Here is a 17,166-nt window from a genome sequence, read left to right on the forward strand (position 1 = left end):
CCTCCTGGGGACGGTGCGGAGGAACGCCGCCGGGGTTGTATCGGCAGTTCGGTCCGCACGGTCGAGTGTCCACAGGCGGTTCTTCCCGTCGTCCGCCGCGCGAGAGGTCGCCCGCGCGGGCGCTCGAAGCATCAGCAGGGCGCGTCACACTCCCTCGCGCGCCCCTGTAGGGGTGACGGTCCGGCCCTCCGAGGACGTGGCCAACGCCCGCAGCGCGTCGAGGTCCGGCTTCCCCGCCCCGGTCAGCGGGATCCCCGGCAGCACCAGGACGGAGTCCGGCGCGCACCGCGGCCCGACCCGCTCCCGGGCCCAGCGGCGCAGTTCCTCCGCCGTCGCCCGCGATCCCGGCCCGGTGACCACGGCCGCGTGCACCCGTTCCAGCCGGTCCGGGCCGGCCGTCGCGAACATCACCGCCTCCCGCACCTCCGGGTGCGCGCGCAGCGGCTCCTCGACGTCCCGGGGGAAGACGTTGTGCCCGTCCACGATCGCCATCGGGCGGCGCCCGGCCACCGTCAGATAGCCGGCCGCGTCCAGGCTGCCCAGATCGCCGGTGTGCAGCCAGCCGTCCCGCAGCACCCGGGCGGTCAGTTCGGGGTCGCGCCAGTAGCCGACCATCGCCGTCGGGGTGCGGACGCAGATCTCCCCGGTCCGGCCCGTCGGCAGCACCGTCCCCTCCTCGTCCACGATCCGCACCTCGGTGTCCGGGAACGGACGCCCGGCCGTCGCCAGCAGCCGCGGGTCCAGGTGCTCGTCCGGGCCCAGCCTCGTCACCGGCCCGCACTCCGTCAGGCTGTACGTCTGGTGCAGCACCCGGCCCAACCGCCGCGTCGCCTCCGCCAACCGGCGCGGCGACGGCGGACAGCCGGTGTACGTGACGCGGCGCAGGCTGCCGGTGTCGGTCGCGCGCAGCTGCGGATGGTCCAGCACGTGGTAGAGCAGGTGCGGCGGCAGGTACACCCGGGAGACCCGGAACCGCTCGATCGCCGCCAGCACCGCCTCGGCGGCGAAGGCCTCCTGCAACACCACCGTGCCGCCCGCCGCCAGCGCCAGATCCGCCGTCGTACCGCCGCCGTGGCACAGCTCCGTACAGAGCAGGAACGTCGAACCGGACAGGAGCGCCGGTCGCGGCGGCCGGGCGAACCGGCGCAGCACACCCTTCGGCCGGCCCGTCGTCCCGCCGGTGAACCGCACCGCCATCACGTCCTGCGGGCGGAACCGCGGGGCCAGCGGCTCCGGCGAGCAGGACGCGGCCGACGCCGACAGGTCCACCCCGAGCGCCGACGGCCCCAGCGCGAACAGGCCCGCCGAGGGCAGCGCCCGCGCGATCCCCGCGGCGGCGGCCCGGCAGCGGGCCGGATCGAAGACCAGCGCCGACGTCCCGGCGAACCCGGCCAGCGCCACCGACTCCCCGACCGGGCCGTCCGGATGCGGCATCGCGACCCGGCACCCCAGCAGGTTCGCGGCCAACCGCACCAGCACCGCCTCCGGCCGGTTCCCGGCCAGCACCGTCACCCCGTCCCCGCGCCCGAGCCCGGCACCCGCCAGCGCCCGCGCCGTCCGGTACACCCCGTCCAGGCACTCCCGGGCGGTCAGCGCCTCCTCCCCCCAGCGGATCGCCACCCGCCCCGGATCCCGCTCCAGCCCCGCCAACACCAGCCCGGTGTACGTCGGCCCCGACTCCGCCATGCTGCGGCCTCCTGTCTGATGGGACGTCAGCTTAGGGCGGGCGCGGTGGTGGAGTGGTGCCGGGGATCCCGGGTGCAGGGGCCGCTGCCGGGGCGTCCTGCCGTGACCGGACCGGAGTGCCGTACCCGCGGCCGGGAGTTGTTAGGGTTCCCCGTCGGACAGGGACGGGGGACACGTGGGCACCAGCACGGGCACGGCCGAGGCGCCGGGCGGGCAGGGGGCCGAGGAGCGCCCGCACGGCGTCCTCGACCTGCGGGGCGTCGCGGGGGCGGCGTTCACCGTGGGCTACCCGCCCGATGCCGTCGTGGTCGTGTCGGGCCTGCCGGGCGCGGGCAAGAGCACGCTGCTGCGGCGCTGGTCCGGGGCGGGGGCGGTGCCGACCGTCGACCCGCGCGCCGTCCACGAGGCCTGCGAGGCGGTCATGCCCGCGCGCCTGCCGTACGCGGTCTACCGGCCCTGGGCCCGACTGGAGCACGTCCGGTTGCTGCGCGCCTCCGTGCGGCGCGGCGGGCCACTGCTGGTGCACGACTGCGGCAGCCGCGCCTGGATGCGCCGCTGGCTCGCCCGCGAGGCCGCCCGGCAGGGCCGGCAACTGCACCTGGTGCTGCTCGACGTCGGTGCCGCCACCGCGCTGGACGGCCAGCGCGCCCGGGGCCGCCACGCCTCCGCCCGGGTCTTCGCCCGCCACCGCCGGGGCCTGGACCAACTGCTCGCCGCCTTCACCCGCCACACGCGCTCCGGCGCGCCGACCCCGGCCCCGGAAGCGGCGTCCGTCCTGCTCCTCGACACCGCCTCCCGCTCCCGCGCCACAGCCGTCCACTTCGGCCCGGCCCGGTGAGGCCCCGGCGGAGGCGGTGACCGGGAACAGTGCCTGAGCCGCCGGGAGCGGTGAAGTCCCCTGGCCGGAGCGGTGGTCAGAGGAGGCCGAGGTGGGGGTCCACGGCGGCGAGTCGGCAGGTGGCGTCCCAGAGGCGGTCGGCGACGGCGCGGTCGGTCAGGTGGGGCTGGGCGGGTTCGAGGCGGGGGGCGCCGCGCAGGCCGAAGACGCGGGGGCCCCAGAGCTGGCCGCCCTGCGCCTGCGGGTCGAGGACGGCCCGGACGATCGGCCACGCGCCGTGGTCCTTGCCCTGGAGGAGGAGCCCGGCCGGCAGGCCGCGCAGCCCTTCGCCGACGGTCCGGGTGTGGACCGGCGGGCGGGGCGGGGTGAGCGAGTCGAGTGCGCCGCCGGGGTGCGCCAGCAGGCTGAGCACGGTGCTGCCGGCGGCGCGGAGGCGTCGGTCGAGTTCGAGGCCGAAGGTCATCTGCGCCAGTTTCGAACGGCCGTAGGCGCGTTTGGGCCGGTAGTCCACGGCCGACTGGAGGTCGTCGAGGTCCAGTCGCTCCGAGCGGGCCGCGAAGCTGCCGACCGTCACGATGCGGCCCGCCGGTGCGGCCGCGAGCAGGGGGGCCAGCCAGCGGGTGAGCGCGACGTGCCCGAGGTGGTTGGTCGCGAACATCAGCTCGTGCCCGGCCCCGGTCTCCCGGCGTGGCGGATCGTCCAGCGCGACCCCGGCGTTGTGGACGACCGCGTCGAGGTGGTCGAGGGCGAGCCCGTCCACGGCGGCCCGCAGGGAGGGCAGGTCGGCGAGGTCCAGCGGGAGGTGGCGCACCACGGCGCCGGGGACGCGGGAGCGGATCGACGCCATGGCGGCCCCGGCCCGACCGGCGTCCCGGCTGCCGAGCACGACCGTGGCGCCGGTCCCGGCGAGCTGCTCGGCGACGAAGTAGCCGATACCGGCGTTGCCCCCGGTGACCAGGACGCTCCTCCCGGCGGCGGCCGGCGGCCGGTGAACGTCCCACGGCCGGCTGCGGGTTGTGGACGACATGCTGATGACCTCCTGGCGAATTCGGGGCCGCCGGGACACCCGCGATTCGAGACCGCGGCCCCGCCGGCAGCCCCACGATCACAGGCCTGACCGGCAGATCGCTGACAGATCGCCGTCACCGCCGTCGGGCCTCAAGATCGTCGAACCGCCGGGTTTCGGGCCCGCGTCGGGTGGGGCCCTGCGAGACTGGGGTCAGCAGAGTTCGTCACGGAGAGAGGTCCGCATCCGCATGTCCAGCAGTGCCGCCGTCGACAACCCGTGGTTCCGCCGCTTCAGTCCGTCCGACTCCGCCCCCGCCCGGATCGTGATCTTCCCCCACGCGGGCGGCTCCGCCAGCTACTACATGGAGTACGCCAACGCGCTCGCGCCCTACGCCGACGTGCTCACCGTCCAGTACCCGGGCCGTCAGAACCGCTTCGCCGAACCGGCGATCGACTCGGTGCTGGAGCTCGCCGAGCAGCTCTACCGGGAGCTGCGCGAGTGGACGGACCGGCCGCTGACCTTCTTCGGGCACAGCATGGGCGCGGCCGTCGCCTTCGAGACCGCCCGCTGCTTCGCCCGCGACGGCCTCCCGGGGCCCGAGCGGCTGTTCGTCTCGGCGGGCCGCGCGCCCTCGCTGCCCCGGGAGACCGCCGTCTACCGGCTGCCGGACGACGGGCTGCTCGACACGATCGTGCGCCTCGGCGGGACGGACGAGCGGATCCTCACCATCCCGGCGCTGCGCGAGCTGATCCTGCCGGCGCTGCGGGCCGACTACACCGCCATCGAGACGTACCGCTGCGCGCCGGAGGCGACCGTGCCGCAGCCGATCACCGCGCTGGTGGGGGAGACCGACCAGAACGCCACCGTCGACCAGGCCGCCCAGTGGGACCGGCACACCACCGGCGGTTTCGACCTGCGGGTCTTCCCCGGCGGGCACTTCTACGTGGCGGACCAGACCGCGGCCGTGGTCGAGGTGCTCACCGCGCACCTGCGCGGCTGAGCCGGCCGCGCCGGGGCGTGGCCGGCGCTGGTGGAGCCCCGGACCGAGCGGCCGGGCGCGCCCGGCCCCGGTGACGCGCCCCGGCGGCTCGGCTACTGTGCCTGCGTGACGGGCCGTCAGCCGGGCCGCCGGCGGCGCCGTCAGCCGAGACCACCCACCCTGGAGGCCGCCATGCGCCGGATCGCCGTCGTCGGAGCGGGCCAGGCCGGCCTGCAACTCGCGCTGGGGCTGGTGGCGGCCGGCTACCAGGTGACGCTGGTCGCCGAGCGCACCCCCGAGCAGGTGTGCGGCGGGCGGGTGCTGTCCACCCAGGCGATGTTCGGACCGGCGCTGCGGACCGAGGCGGCGGCCGGGCTCGACCTGTGGGCGGGGGAGGCGCCGGCGGTCCGCGCCGTCCGGTCGGTGCTCGCCGTGCCGCCCGGGGTGCGGGCGCTGGAGTTCACCATGACGCTCGACGAGCCCGCCCAGTCGGTGGACCAGCGGCTGAAACTGGCGCGCTGGCTGGAAATGCTGGAAGAGCGCGGCGGCCGGGTCGAGTACCGCTCGCTGGACCGGGACGGCCTGTGCGAGCTCGCCCGCCGGCACGAGCTGACGGTGGTCGCGGCCGGGCGCGGCGAACTGGCCGGGGTCTTCGAACGCGACGCCGCCCGCTCGCCGTTCGACCGGCCGCAGCGGGCGCTGTCCTGCCTGTACGTCCACGGGGTGGGCTCGCCGGATCCGGCCACCGAGCCGCGGGCGCGGATGCACGCGCTGCCCGGCCTGGGCGAGCTGTACCTGCAACCGGCCCTGACCCTCTCCGGCCCGTGCGCGATCCTGTTGTGGGAGGCGCTGCCCGGCGGGCCGCTGGACGCGTTCCGCGACGCCCCGGCGCCCGACGCCCAACTCGCCCGGATCCGAGCCCTGTTGCGCGAGTACCTGCCGTGGGAGGCGGAGCTGTGGGCGGACGCCGAGCCGACCGATGCCGGGGCCGGACTGTCCGGCGCCGTCACCCCGGTGGTGCGGCGGCCGGTGGCGGAGCTGGGCACCGGCGTCGACGCCGTCCACGTGCTCGGCCTCGGCGACGCGGTGGTGGTGAACGACCCGATCGCCGGCCAGGGCGCCAACAGTGCCGCGCGGGCGGCGCAGGCGTACCTGCGGGCGATCGTCGAGCACGGCGAGGCCCCCTACACCGCGGACTGGATGTGCCGCACCGCAGAGCGCTTCTGGCGGCAACACGCCCGGCACGCGGTCGAGTTCACCGCCGCGATGCTCACCGTGCCGGACCACGTGCGGGGTGTGTTCGCGGCCGCCGCCGAGCACGAGCCGGTCGCCCGCCGGCTCGCCAACACCTACGCGGAGCCGAGTGACCACGCCGCCTGGCTGGCCACCCCCGACCTGACCGCCGCCTACCTCGCCTCGGTCCGCGACTAGGTCGTGTCCGACCCGCCCCGGGAGCCTCCGCGGTTGCCTCCGGGTGCCCCACGGGACGAGGCTGGAGGGGGAACGTCAACGGGGGCGGGAGGCGTCGCTCGTGGACGGTCGCGGACCCGCGGGGCGTGCCGGCAGCGGCCACCGGACCGTGCCGCACACGGCGGACCTGCGGGTGGAGGCCTGGGCGCCGACGGCCGAGGGCTGCATCGGCGAGCTGGTGCACGCCGTCGTGGGCGGCTTCGCGGACCTCTCCGCCGCGCGGATCGTCGGCGAGCGCGGCTGCACCGTCCTCGCGGCGAGCGACGCGGACCTGCTCGCGGGCGTCCTGGAGGAGGTCGTTTACCGGATGGACGCCGACGGCGAACTCCCCGCCGGGCTGGCGCTCGGCCCGATCCGCGGTCTGGACGGCGCCCGGACGGTCGAGGTCCGCTTCCGGATGGCGGACGCCGCCACCGCGGCCCTGGTCGGCGCCGTGCCGAAGGCGGTCTCGCTGCACGACCTGGACCTGCGTGCCGGCCCGGACGGCTGGACCTGCCGGGTGACGGTGGACGTCTGAGCGGGCCGGGGGCGACACCGAGCGGGACGGGCCGGGCACGGAACGCGGAACGGGCACGGAACGGGGTGAGCGAAGTGGAGATCGCACTGGTCGGCGGCGTCCCGGGCGGTCAGCGCAGGTCGAAGGCGGCGGGGTGGTGTCCGGTCCAGATCCGGCGGGCGGTCTGCTCGGGGTAGCGGACGGTGCGGGGGCGGGCGTCCAGGACGCGGGTGAGCTGTTCGTCGGGGTGGAAGGCGGGCCAGCCGGGATCGCCGGTGGTGGCGAAGGAGGCCCAGGCCCGGTGGAGCTCGTGGGAGACCGCGACGGCCTCCGGCGAGGGGGTGTCGCCGAGGAGCTGCCGCCCGATCGGGCTGTCCAGCGTTCCGAAGGCCAGGGGGACGTCGAGGCTGTGGCAGGCGCCCAGGACCCCGCCGAGCGCGGGCAGGGCCAGATCGAACAGGTAGGAGGTGCCGCCGGCGGCGGTGTTGGCCTCGGCGAGCTGGAGCGAGGGCATTCGGAACAGGGCGTCGGAGCGGACGGACTCCAGCAGTTCGTCCGGGGTTGCCCGCGGGTACGCGGCGCGGTAGGCGTCGGGGCCGTGCGGCTGCGGGGCGAAGAGGTCGAGCGCGGTGCGGGCGTCCTGTTCGGTGAAGGTGCCGAGGAGGCCGGCCATGACGGTGAACAGCCGGAACTCGTCGCGGGTGTGGCCGACGAGCAGGTCGATCCCGGCGGCCCGGCCGGCGGCCAGGGCGGGCCAGGGCGCTTCGGGCAGGACGTCGCCGTCGACGACCGGGCAGACCGCGAGGCCGGACTGGGCGAAGGCCCCCCAGCGCTCGCCGTGTCCGGTCAGGTCGGCGCTGAGGGCGGTGAGTTCCCCGGCGAGGCGCCAGGGGTCGACCGCCGACAGGGCGGCGGCGGTGGGCGCGGTGCCGAGTCGGCCGGCCAGTGCGGCGGTGACGTCGGCGGCCAGGGCGGGGGTGCAGTGGCTGCCCGGCACCGAGTGGGTGACGGCGCGTCGGAACAGGCCGCGCACCGGCTTCATGGTGAGCAGTGCGGCGATCGAGCCGGCCCCGGCGGACTGGCCGGCGACGGTGACCTGGTCGGGGTCGCCGCCGAACACGGCGATGTTGCGCCGGACCCACCGCAGCGCGGCGGCCTGGTCGAGCAGGCCGCGGTTGGCCGGGGCGCCGTCGAGCCGGCCGAAACCCTCGACGCCCACCCGGTAGTTGAGGCTGACCACGACGAGTCCGGCGGAGGCCAGGGCCGTGGCGTCGTACATGGGGTCGTCCGAGGCCGCCGTGACGTAGCCGCCGCCGGGGATCCAGACCAGGACGGGCAGTCCGGCCGCGCCCGGGTCGGGGGTGTGGACGTTGAGCGTCAGCCAGTCGGTGTCCCCGGCCGGGCTCGCGGCTGTCGGCCCGGACTGCGGCGGGGTCGGGCCGAACCGTGCCGCCTCGCGGACGCCGTCCCAGGGTTCGGCCGGGGCGGGGGCGGCGAAGCGCAGCGCTCCCACCGGGGGCCGGGCGTACGGGACGCCCCGGAAGACGGCGTGCCGGCCGAGGAGGCGGCCGCGCAGCAGGCCCTCGGCGGTGCGCACGGTCGGGTGGGTGGGCAGGTCGAGCTCCGGCACGGGTCTCTCCTCGGTCCGGCTGCTCCGACCGCCTCCAGGGTAATCGACGGCCCTCGACCGGCACCCGGACGGGCCGTTCGCCCGTTTCCGACCGACCGACCGGTCGGCGATCCTGTTTCCGGGCGCGGTGGTTGACGAGGTGTCAGGCATGGGCGAAAGGGCAGGATCCACTGTACGAACGGGCCGCTCCGCTTGCCCGTTCGGGCGGATGACCGGTCCTGGCGGGCCCTATGGCGTCCGCCGGGCTTCCGGGCGGGTGTCACTCACGTCACTCTCTGTCCCATCAAGGCCGGGTTGGTGTTAGAAACGACTACTGAACCCGCCAGTAATGTCGCACTCCATTGACAGGTGCATGGTGTGAACGAGAAGTGAGGGAGAGGTGCGGTTTCAGCGCTTGATATCGCTCAACTGCCCACTGACGTTCAGCAGTTCGTGGCACTGGGTGGCCTGCTTCCCCGAGGCGGGCGTACCCGGCTGCTGGCAGACAACGCTCGCCGTCACCGTCTGGTCCTCGGGGACCTCGATGGGAGTCACCCAGTGATAGTCCTGGTTACGGAAGGTCTCCAAGGCGATGGTCGTGATCGTCTGCTCGCCGAACTTGATGGTCAACAGCCCTTGGTCGCCCTGGAAGTTGGCGGCGACGATGTCGGTGATGCGGAAGACCTTGCCGTGGTCCACCCGGTAGGCGCCCACCGCGGAGCCGCTGGTGTTGGTGGTCACGTCTACCGTCGTGGAGAACTGCTGCTCCGTCCCCGGGACCGAGCGGCCGGAGCCCCCGCCCGAACCACCGCCGGAGCCGCCGCCCGCAGCGCCGCCCTGCTGCCCCTGACCGCTCGGAGTCGCTCCGGGGGCCGGGGCCGGCGGAGCCGCGACGGGGGCCGGGGTGAACGAGGCGACCTTCTGCTCGACGGCCTTGTCGGCGGCCTGCTTCGCGGAACTGCGCACCGCCGGCCGGACCAGCGTGAGCCAGGCCAGCAGCAGCGCGATCAGCGCCGCGATGAGCGCGAGCAGCCACTTGGGCAGCAGCGCGTGCTGGACGAACTCGCCCTCCAGGACGTGCGGCCGCTCGGCCGGCTGCGGGCCGTCCGTCTTGGCGGCCTCGCCCTCCTGGCCGACGGTGACCTCGAAGGGCCAGGTGGCCGGCTTGCCGAACCAGATCAACTTGCGCGCGCGCACCCGCAGCCGGGTCTCGGCGGACTCGCCCGGTGCGAGTCGCAGCCGCTCCGGGGCGAACCCGAAGCGCAGCTCCTCGCCGGGCTGCGCCGGGGCGAACGTCACGACGGCCGCGGTGTTCCCGAGGTTGCGCACCGACGTCCGGTAGCGGGCGCGGAGCCAGCCCCGGCGGCGCCGGGGAGCGAGCGCGGCGCGCAGCTCCCGGAACGGCGTCACGGTGACGGTCGTCTCCGGCACGGTCACCAGTTCGGGGCGCTCGGCGGGCAACACCCGGATGCCGAGCGGGAACTCACCCGCCCGCACCTCGTGCGAGCGGGCCGGGGCGAGCCGTATCGTCACCGTCTCGGACGTCCCCGGGAAGAGCGAGAGACGGGCCGGCTCGACCGTCGTCCACGGAGCGCAGGCCCCGACCACCTCCAGCGAGTACGCCTCAACGATATCGGTGTCGTTGCGTACCGTCAGGGTCGTCGTGGCCACGTCTCCGGGCGACACCGTCAGCGCGGGAAGGCCGAGTTCGGCGGATGCGGTCATGCCGTGACGGTAGGGCCGGAGGACACCCCCAGGAGAGAGCCCCGCGGGCAAGCCGCGGGCACACCCCTTGCCCGCGGGAACAACCGGGCCCTGCCCGGGGCCGATGCCCCGCCCCCAGCCAACGCTCCCCACCCCGTCCCCCCGGCAACACCCGCGGCCGGCTCCATGACATGGCGCCCGGCCGTCCTCACCATGCGTCCGGTGACGCAGACGAAGCAGAACGGAACAGTTGGATGACGATGATCGAAACCACCACCCATGAGGCCGTCGGGGCGACCAGGTCCGTGCAGGCCCGACCGCGTGGATCGGCCGAGCCCGCCGCGGTGCGCGTGAACGTGAAGCCGGGCCGGGTCCAGGTGGCGGTGTACGCGGAGGACATCATCCTGCACACGGGCGTCGTCCAGCAGCTGAGGCACCGGCCGGAGGTGGAACTGCTCGCCGAGGGCGACGTCGCGCGCGCACAGGTCTCCCTGATGGTGGTCGACGGGCTGAACGACGCCGTGACCGACCGGCTGCGCCGGCTCCGCCTCAACACGCAGAGCCGGACCGGGCTGGTCGTGGGCCACTTCGAGGCCGGCGGCCTGCAGACCATCATCGAGTGCGGCGTCGGCGCCGTGCTGCGCCGCTCGGACGCCGACCAGGACCGGCTCGTCCACCTCATCACCGCCCTGGCCAACGGCGAGGGCGTCATGCCGGGGGACCTCCTCGGCAAGCTGCTCGACCGGGTCGGCAGCCTCCAGCGCACCATGCTCGACCCGCGCGGGCTGACCCTGTCGACCCTGACCGCGCGCGAGGCGGAGATGCTCCGGCTGGTCGCCGACGGCCTCGACACCAGTGAGATAGCGGCCGAGACCTCGTACTCCGAACGCACGGTCAAGAACGTGCTGCACGAGATCACCACCCGGCTGGGACTGCGCAACCGCGCCCACGCCGTCGGGTACGCGATGCGCCACGGCCTCATCTGAGGACGCCGCCGGAGCGTCGGCGCCGGATTGCCCTCAGGGGCACCGGTCGCTACCCCCGGCTCGGGTGCCCGGGGCCTGTCGCCCCGGCGCCCGGGCCGGGGAGACTGCCGGACGTACCCTTCTCGGTCTGTGAGGTTGAGCGTGATCGGCGCCACCGGCACTCCCCGCCCCCTGCGGCGCTCGGCGCGAGCCGCCGTCGCGACGTTGCTGTCCCTGGCCGTGGCCGTGGTGACGCTGGGCACCGCGAACTCCGACGGCGACGGACGAGGCGCCGCCCCGGTGGCCGCCGGGGCCACGGCGGAGAGCGGACGGATCGTCTACGCCGGCACCGGCCACCGCAGCCTGGCGCGGCTGACCGGGCCGACGTCGAGCGCGTCGCTGTTCGGGCCCGGCCCCGTCCACTTCGACACCGAACCCTCCGCGCGCGGCGACCAGTTGGTGTTCACCAGCCTGCGGGACGGCCCGCTGCCCCAGGTCTACCTGCGCGAGGCGTCGGGCGCGGTGCGCAGGCTCACCACCGGCATGGACACCGCGGAGCCGACGCTCGCCCCGGACGGCAGGACCGTCGTGTTCGACGCGGTGGAGCCCGGCGGGCGCAACGGGCAGACCCAGCGGGACCTCTGGGTGGTCAACACCGACGGCACCGGCCTGCGCAGGCTGACCGACACCGCGGACTCCGAGGCGCACCCGACGGTCTCGCCCGACGGCAAGTGGGTCGCGTACACCTGCGACGTGGACCCGGCGCACACCCAGGTCTACGTCATGCCGCTGGCCGGCGGCGCGGCGCGGCGGATCACCGCGGTGACCGCCGGCAACGCCGTCGAACCGGCGTGGAACCCGGTGGACGCGCCCGACCTGCGCGACCAGATCGTCTACACCTGGGACCAGGCCGGCCAGACCGGGCCGCAGCTGCGGGTGATCTCGCCCGAGGGCACCAACGACCGGGCGTTCTTCCCCGGCGTCGGCGGCGACTGGCGGACCAGGTCCGCCGGTTGGCTGCCCGACGGCAGCGGCGTGCTCTTCCTCAGCCCCAACCGGCAGAACGCCGACCCGACGCCGTACGAGAACGTGTACCGCGCCCTGACCTGCTTCTGCGGCGGGGCCGAACTGGTGGCGAGCGAGGACCGTGCCGTCCGCACACCGGTCTGGCTCGGCCCCCAGAAGGGCGGCGGGCCCGTCGTGGACCGCAACAGCGCCGACACCCCCAACGTGGCCGACCTGTCGGACATCCGCCCCGACGGAGCGGACCCGCGCGACCTGGGCGTCAGCGTGCTCCGGGAGGACCCGGCCGCCGACACCGACACCGACCCCGCGGCCGACCCCCTGTTCAACCCCCGCCCCGGCTACGACCCGTGGTTCGAACGGCAGACCTACACACCGGACGGCCGGCGGATCGTGCTGACCCGCTTCGAGGACTCGCCCGCCGGCCGGATCGAACGGATCTGGCAGACCGGCGCCGACGGCTCAGACCCGAAGCCGATGAACCTCGCCGGGCGCGGACCGAAGGACTGGGACACCGACCCGGAGCTCTCGCCCGACGGCCGCCTGATGGCCTTCACCAGGACCTCGCCCGGCGGCGTCGGGGCGGCCTCCGGCCCCGGGCGGGTGCTGATCGCGGACGTGTCGACCGGCGCGATCGTCGGCACCGTCGAACCGACCAACGGCCAGCCGGCCGCGTCCATGGCCCAGCCCTCGTGGTCCCCGGACGGCAAGCTGATCGCCTACACCAGGACCGAGGTCGTCAACGGCAACGGCGGCAACAAGCACGTGTGGACCGTGCCCGCCAACGCCCTCGACCGGCCGACCGACCTCAGCCGCAGGGCCTGCCCGGGCGCCTGCGACGTCATCGACGACAGCCCCGCGTTCTCGCCCGACGGCCGGCGCGTCGCCTTCAACCGCAAGACCGGCGACGGCGGGCTCAACCAGCAGAACGGAGTCCTCGTCAGCTCGGCCACCGGCGACGGCTGCACGGTGGTCCTGCCCGCCGGACTGAGCCAGGACCGGAACGCCTGCCGCCGCCCGCTGCCGGACACCTCCGCCACCGGCCCGTTCCAGCCCCGCGACGTCGCCTGGACGGCGGACGGCGGGCAGCTGGTGCTGACGTCCCGCCGGGCCCTGCCGGCGAACTCGCCGGAGGCGCTGCAGAGCTACGACTTCGCGACCGGCCGGCTCACCTCCGTCAACTCCAGGCTGCCGGGGCGGCAGAAGGAACCGAGCGTCCAGCAGTCCGTCGACCTGTCGCTGAGCGCGCCGGCCGCCACCATCCCGATGCAGATCGGGGGCTCCACCACCGTGGCCATCACCGTCACCAACCACGGCCCGGCGCCCTCACCCGGTACCGCGTTCACCGCGTCGGTGCCGACGGGCGCCCGGCTCACCGGGCTCAAGGCCACGGCCGGCACCTGCGCCGCCGACGCCCTCCGGTGCGAACTCGGCACCCTGGCCCCGGGCGCGGTCGTCCAGGTGACCGCCACCGTCGTCGGGACCGTGGCCGGCGACCAGCGGTTCGGCTGGTGGGTGACCGGGGCGGTGGTCGACCCGAAGCCCGAGGACAACATCGCGCAGACGGTCGTACCCGTCCAGGCCGCGTCGCCGTCCCCGAGCCCGTCTCCGACCCCGACCCCGACCCCGACTGCCTCGCCGACACCGACCCAGACCCCGACCCCGACACCGCCCGTCTCCTCACCTCCGGCCCCGCCGCCACCGCCGCCCGCCCCGGCCCCCGCACCGCAGCCGGCGCCGCCCGCGCCGAAGGCCGGACCGGCCGTGACGGTCGGCGCCCAGCCGAACCCCGGATACGTCGGCGGCCGGGTCACCGTCACCTACACCGTGCGCAACGACGGCCAGGCCCTCGCCACCGGACTGCGCGTCTCGCTCGGCCTGCCCGCCGGCGTCCCCACCGGGCCGATGCCACCCGGCTGCACCGGCGGGGTCTGCGACGTGGCCGACCTGCCCCCGGGCGGCAGCGCCGTCGTGCAGGTGGTGCTCGCCCCCGAGGCGACCCTGGACACCACCATCACCTCCGTCCTGACCACCACCGGCACGGACGCCGACCCGGGCGACCACGTCGCGCGGACCCCGCTGCGCATCCTGCAGCCCCGCATCGTCGCGGTGCCGCCGATCGGCAAGCCCGGCTTCGTGACCTCCGTCCGCGGCGTGGACTTCCCGCCCGGCACACCGGTGACCCTCACCTGGACGCCCGGCATCACCGCCGCCGCGGCGCCCACCGTCCCCAAGACCGACGGCACCTTCGCGGGCCAGCTGCTCATCCTCGCCAAGGACGAGACCGGCCCCCGGACCATCACCGCGAGCGGCCCCGGCTTCTCCCCGGTGACCACCCCCTTCCTCGTGGTGACCGGCAGCGTCGGCCCGCCGGGGGAGGTGCAGCGGCGGTGATCCACGAAGTCGACGAGGCGCTGCGGCTCCTGCTCGTCGAGAGCGGCCTCCAGGAACGCGGGATCGAGCTGGTCTTCGAATCGCCGACCCGGGACTGGGCCGCCCGGCGCAACGCCCCCACCGTCAGCGTCTTCCTCTACGGCATCCGCGAGGACGTGTCCCGCCGCCAGGCCGGCGCCGCCGAGCAGCACGACGCCGACGGCGTGGTCGTGGCCTGGCGCAGCGCGCCCCGCTGGTTCGAACTGGCCTACCTGGTGACGGCGTGGACCAACCGGGCCCAGGACGAGCACCGGCTGCTGTCGGAGGTGCTCCGCTGCCTGACGGCCGCCGACGCGCTGCCCGCCCGGCTGCTCACCGGCACGCTCGCCGAACTCGGGCTCACCGTCGGGCTGGAGACCGCCGGGCGCGGCGAGGGCATGCCGTCGGTGTCCGACGTGTGGTCGGCCCTCGGCGGTGAGCTGAAACCCTCGATCGACCTCAGGGTGCTCGCCCCGCTGTCCGGTCGGCGGGCCCAGGCGGGGCCCCCGGTCACCGACGGGCTCGTGCTGCGCGCCGTCGACAAGGGCGACAAGGGCGGCGAGAGCGGCGAGAGCGGCGACGACGCCCCGGAGGCCACGGACGACCCGGGCCGCCGGCTGCGTTACGAGGGCGGCACGGACCCCGGCGCGGACGGCTTCGCCGCGCCCCGGGAACGCCAGCTGCCGCCGGGCCGCAGACGGCGCGGCGGTGCGCCGCGATGACCCTCGACCTGGAAGCGGCGGCCACCAGCGGGCCCGCCGCCGACTTGGACGACCTGTGGGAGCGGCTGAGCCGCCTCGAACAGCGGATCCGGGCCGCCGTCCGCGAGCGCAGGGCCGACGACCCGGACCCGGACGACCCGTACCGGGGCCAGTACCTCACCCCGGAGGCGGCGGAACGGATCCTCGCGGCGCCCGCCGCGACGGGCCGGGCCGGCGCCGACCTCGGGGAACCGCCGCCGCCACCGCCCGGATCGAGGACCGAACGGCTCGTCGACGGCTTCGGACTGCTCCCGCTGGACCTCGAACTCCTGCTGGTGGCACTCGCCCCCGACCTCGACACCCGCTTCGAACGGCTCTACGGTTACCTCAACGACGACCTGACCCTGCGCCGGCCGACCATCGGGCTCGCGCTCGAACTGTGCGGGCTGTCCGGGGCGGGCGCCGGCCGGTTCCGCTTCTCCGCCCAGGCCCCGCTGGTCGCCGGCGGCCTGCTGGAGATCACCGAACCGGAACGCCCGCTGCTCTCCCGGGGCCTGCGCCTGCCCGACCGGGTGACGGCCCATCTGCTCGGCTCGGACGAACCCGACGGCGCGCTGCGCGGGCTGGTCCGCGTCGGCCGGTCCGGCGTCGGCACCCCGCCGCAGGCCGCGCGCCGACTGCGCGCCACCGTGGCCAACGGCGGCGGACTGGTGCACCTGCTGGACCGAGGCGGCAACGCCGGGCGGCTCGCGGTCGACGCCCTCGCGGGCCTCGGCCGCCGGGCCCTGGTCGTCGACGTCACCGCGCTCGCCGCCCGCCCCCCGGAGGCCGTGGTCCGGGCGCTCGCCCGGGAGGCGCGGCTGAGCGGCAGCGGTGTGGTGCTGGGCCCGCTGGAGCGGCTCGAACCCGAACGCCCCGAGCGGGCCGGGCTGTTGCGCGAGCTGTGCGCGGAACTCGCCGAGGTGCCGCTGCTCGTGCACGGGTCGCGCCCGTGGGATCCGACGTGGGCGCAGGAGAGCCCGGTGGTGCTCGTGGCCCCTCCGCTGGACCCGGCGCAGCGTGCGGAACGCTGGGCGCACGCGCTGGGCGGGGCTTCGCACGAGCCTTCGGGTGAGCCTTCGGGTGAACCCGGGGAAGGCCCTGCGGAAGGGCCGTACGAGGGCGTGCTGAGACCCGAGTTGGCCGAGGCCGTCGCCCCGTACCAGCTGGACGAGGACCAGGTGGCCAGGGCCGCCGGGGTCGCGACCAGGACGGCCGCAGCCGAACACCGCCCGGTGACCGCCGACGACCTGCGGGCCGCCGTACGGGCGCAGAACGGGGCGGGGCTCGCCCGCCTCGCCCGCCGGATCGAGCCCGCCGTCGGGTGGGACGACCTGGTGCTGCCCGAGCCCACCGCGCGCCAACTGCACGAGCTCGCGCTGCGTGCCAGGCACCGCGACCAGGTGCTCGGCCAGTGGCGGATGCGGCCGGGCGGAGGGCGCGGGCGCGGGGTGATCGCGCTGTTCGCGGGGGAGTCCGGCACCGGGAAGACCATGTCGGCCGAGGTGGTCGCCGCCGAACTCGGCATGGAGCTGTACGTCGTGGACCTGTCCACCGTCGTGGACAAGTACATCGGCGAGACGGAGAAGAACCTGGAGCGGATCTTCACCGAGGCCTCGCACGTGAACGCCGTCCTGCTGTTCGACGAGGCCGACGCGATCTTCGGCAAGCGGTCGCAGGTCAAGGACGCCCACGACCGCCACGCCAACGTGGAGTCGGCGTACCTGTTGCAGCGGATGGAGTCCTTCGACGGGATCGCCGTGCTGACGACCAACCTGCGCGCCAACCTCGACGAGGCGTTCACCCGGCGGCTGGACGTCATCGCGGAGTTCCCGGTGCCGGACGAGGAACAGCGGCACGCCCTGTGGGAGCGCTGCCTGGGCCCGCGGATCCCCCGCGGCGACGACCTCGACCTGGCGTTCTGCGCACGGCACTTCGAACTCGCCGGCGGCTCCATCCGGGCCTGCGCGGTGACCGCGGCCTACCTGGCCGCCGAGACGGGCCGCCCGCTGGGCATGGCGGAGCTGGTGTTCGCGGTCGAGCGGGAGTACCGCAAGCTCGGCCGGCTCGTCCTGGAGAGCGAGTTCGGGCCGTGGTCGCGTGCCTCCGGGGGCACCGGGCGGGCCTGAGCGCGCGGCCGGGCGACCACCGGCCGACGGTCGGCCGGTGACCGACTGACAACCGGCTGACGACCGGTGAGGCCCTGCCGGGGTGCCCGCCGGGGCAGCGGCTCTG

The 17,166-nt window shown here is 75.5% G+C and carries 12 protein-coding genes; 8 read left to right on the top strand and 4 right to left on the bottom strand.

Annotated features, from left to right (window positions below; all coding sequences use genetic code 11):
* Positions 1–144: 144 nt before the first annotated feature.
* Complete coding sequence (locus AC07BF_RS12415) at positions 145–1,686, bottom strand: AMP-binding protein (protein ID WP_363585570.1); 1,542 nt, start codon at positions 1,684–1,686, stop codon at positions 145–147.
* Between the two features lie 175 nt (positions 1,687–1,861).
* Between AC07BF_RS12415 and AC07BF_RS12420 the strand changes: the two genes are divergently transcribed.
* Complete coding sequence (locus tag AC07BF_RS12420; protein WP_363585569.1) at positions 1,862–2,524, top strand: AAA family ATPase; 663 nt, start codon at positions 1,862–1,864, stop codon at positions 2,522–2,524.
* Between the two features lie 76 nt (positions 2,525–2,600).
* Here the strand turns inward: AC07BF_RS12420 and AC07BF_RS12425 are convergent, their stop codons facing one another.
* Positions 2,601–3,551 carry an SDR family NAD(P)-dependent oxidoreductase gene (locus tag AC07BF_RS12425; protein WP_363585568.1) on the bottom strand — a complete coding sequence of 317 codons (951 nt, stop codon included), beginning with the start codon at positions 3,549–3,551 and terminating at the stop codon, positions 2,601–2,603.
* A 229-nt stretch (positions 3,552–3,780) separates the two neighbouring features.
* On the opposite strand from AC07BF_RS12425, the gene AC07BF_RS12430 reads away from it, so the two are divergent.
* The 3 genes from AC07BF_RS12430 to AC07BF_RS12440 all read left to right on the top strand — a co-directional run bounded on the left by AC07BF_RS12430 (position 3,781) and on the right by AC07BF_RS12440 (position 6,499).
* Complete coding sequence (locus AC07BF_RS12430; RefSeq protein ID WP_350881847.1) at positions 3,781–4,533, top strand: thioesterase II family protein; 753 nt, start codon at positions 3,781–3,783, stop codon at positions 4,531–4,533.
* Between the two features lie 105 nt (positions 4,534–4,638).
* Complete coding sequence (locus AC07BF_RS12435) at positions 4,639–5,943, top strand: styrene monooxygenase/indole monooxygenase family protein (protein WP_478333335.1); 1,305 nt, start codon at positions 4,639–4,641, stop codon at positions 5,941–5,943.
* A gap of 100 nt (positions 5,944–6,043) precedes the next feature.
* Positions 6,044–6,499 carry an archease gene (locus tag AC07BF_RS12440; protein ID WP_363585566.1) on the top strand — a complete coding sequence of 152 codons (456 nt, stop codon included), beginning with the start codon at positions 6,044–6,046 and terminating at the stop codon, positions 6,497–6,499.
* Between the two features lie 109 nt (positions 6,500–6,608).
* On the opposite strand, the gene AC07BF_RS12445 is transcribed toward AC07BF_RS12440, so the two are convergent.
* Both AC07BF_RS12445 and AC07BF_RS12450 read right to left on the bottom strand, forming a co-directional pair.
* Positions 6,609–8,108 (bottom strand): carboxylesterase/lipase family protein, encoded by a 1,500-nt coding sequence (locus AC07BF_RS12445; RefSeq protein ID WP_478333336.1) that lies wholly within the window; start codon positions 8,106–8,108, stop codon positions 6,609–6,611.
* A 387-nt stretch (positions 8,109–8,495) separates the two neighbouring features.
* Positions 8,496–9,812: a COG1470 family protein gene (locus tag AC07BF_RS12450; RefSeq protein ID WP_478333337.1), complete on the bottom strand. Its 1,317-nt coding sequence runs from the start codon at positions 9,810–9,812 to the stop codon at positions 8,496–8,498.
* Positions 9,813–10,051: 239 nt separating this feature from the next.
* On the opposite strand from AC07BF_RS12450, the gene AC07BF_RS12455 reads away from it, so the two are divergent.
* The 4 genes from AC07BF_RS12455 to AC07BF_RS12470 all read left to right on the top strand — a co-directional run bounded on the left by AC07BF_RS12455 (position 10,052) and on the right by AC07BF_RS12470 (position 17,060).
* Positions 10,052–10,777 carry a helix-turn-helix transcriptional regulator gene (locus AC07BF_RS12455; RefSeq protein ID WP_371522529.1) on the top strand — a complete coding sequence of 242 codons (726 nt, stop codon included), beginning with the start codon at positions 10,052–10,054 and terminating at the stop codon, positions 10,775–10,777.
* A gap of 135 nt (positions 10,778–10,912) precedes the next feature.
* Complete coding sequence (locus tag AC07BF_RS12460; RefSeq protein WP_478333352.1) at positions 10,913–14,173, top strand: hypothetical protein; 3,261 nt, start codon at positions 10,913–10,915, stop codon at positions 14,171–14,173.
* Entirely contained in the window at positions 14,170–14,913 is a 744-nt protein-coding gene (locus tag AC07BF_RS12465) for a Pvc16 family protein (protein WP_400810202.1), read from the top strand. Before AC07BF_RS12460 ends, AC07BF_RS12465 begins: the two co-directional genes overlap by 4 nt.
* Positions 14,910–17,060 (top strand): AAA family ATPase, encoded by a 2,151-nt coding sequence (locus AC07BF_RS12470; protein WP_478333338.1) that lies wholly within the window; start codon positions 14,910–14,912, stop codon positions 17,058–17,060. Before AC07BF_RS12465 ends, AC07BF_RS12470 begins: the two co-directional genes overlap by 4 nt.
* Positions 17,061–17,166 lie beyond the last annotated feature (106 nt).

The sequence above is a fragment of the Kitasatospora sp. NPDC043950 genome (assembly GCF_056435345.1).

Bases quoted from the DNA above. Each gene is read 5' to 3' on its own strand.
- AC07BF_RS12470 (WP_478333338.1), top strand. From the start codon at position 14,910: ATGACCCTCGACCTGGAAGCGGCGGCCACCAGCGGGCCCGCCGCCGAC.
- AC07BF_RS12425 (WP_363585568.1), bottom strand. From the start codon at position 3,551: ATGTCGTCCACAACCCGCAGCCGGCCGTGGGACGTTCACCGGCCGCCG.
- AC07BF_RS12430 (WP_350881847.1), top strand. From the start codon at position 3,781: ATGTCCAGCAGTGCCGCCGTCGACAACCCGTGGTTCCGCCGCTTCAGT.
- AC07BF_RS12450 (WP_478333337.1), bottom strand. From the start codon at position 9,812: ATGACCGCATCCGCCGAACTCGGCCTTCCCGCGCTGACGGTGTCGCCC.
- AC07BF_RS12455 (WP_371522529.1), top strand. From the start codon at position 10,052: ATGATCGAAACCACCACCCATGAGGCCGTCGGGGCGACCAGGTCCGTG.
- AC07BF_RS12415 (WP_363585570.1), bottom strand. From the start codon at position 1,686: ATGGCGGAGTCGGGGCCGACGTACACCGGGCTGGTGTTGGCGGGGCTG.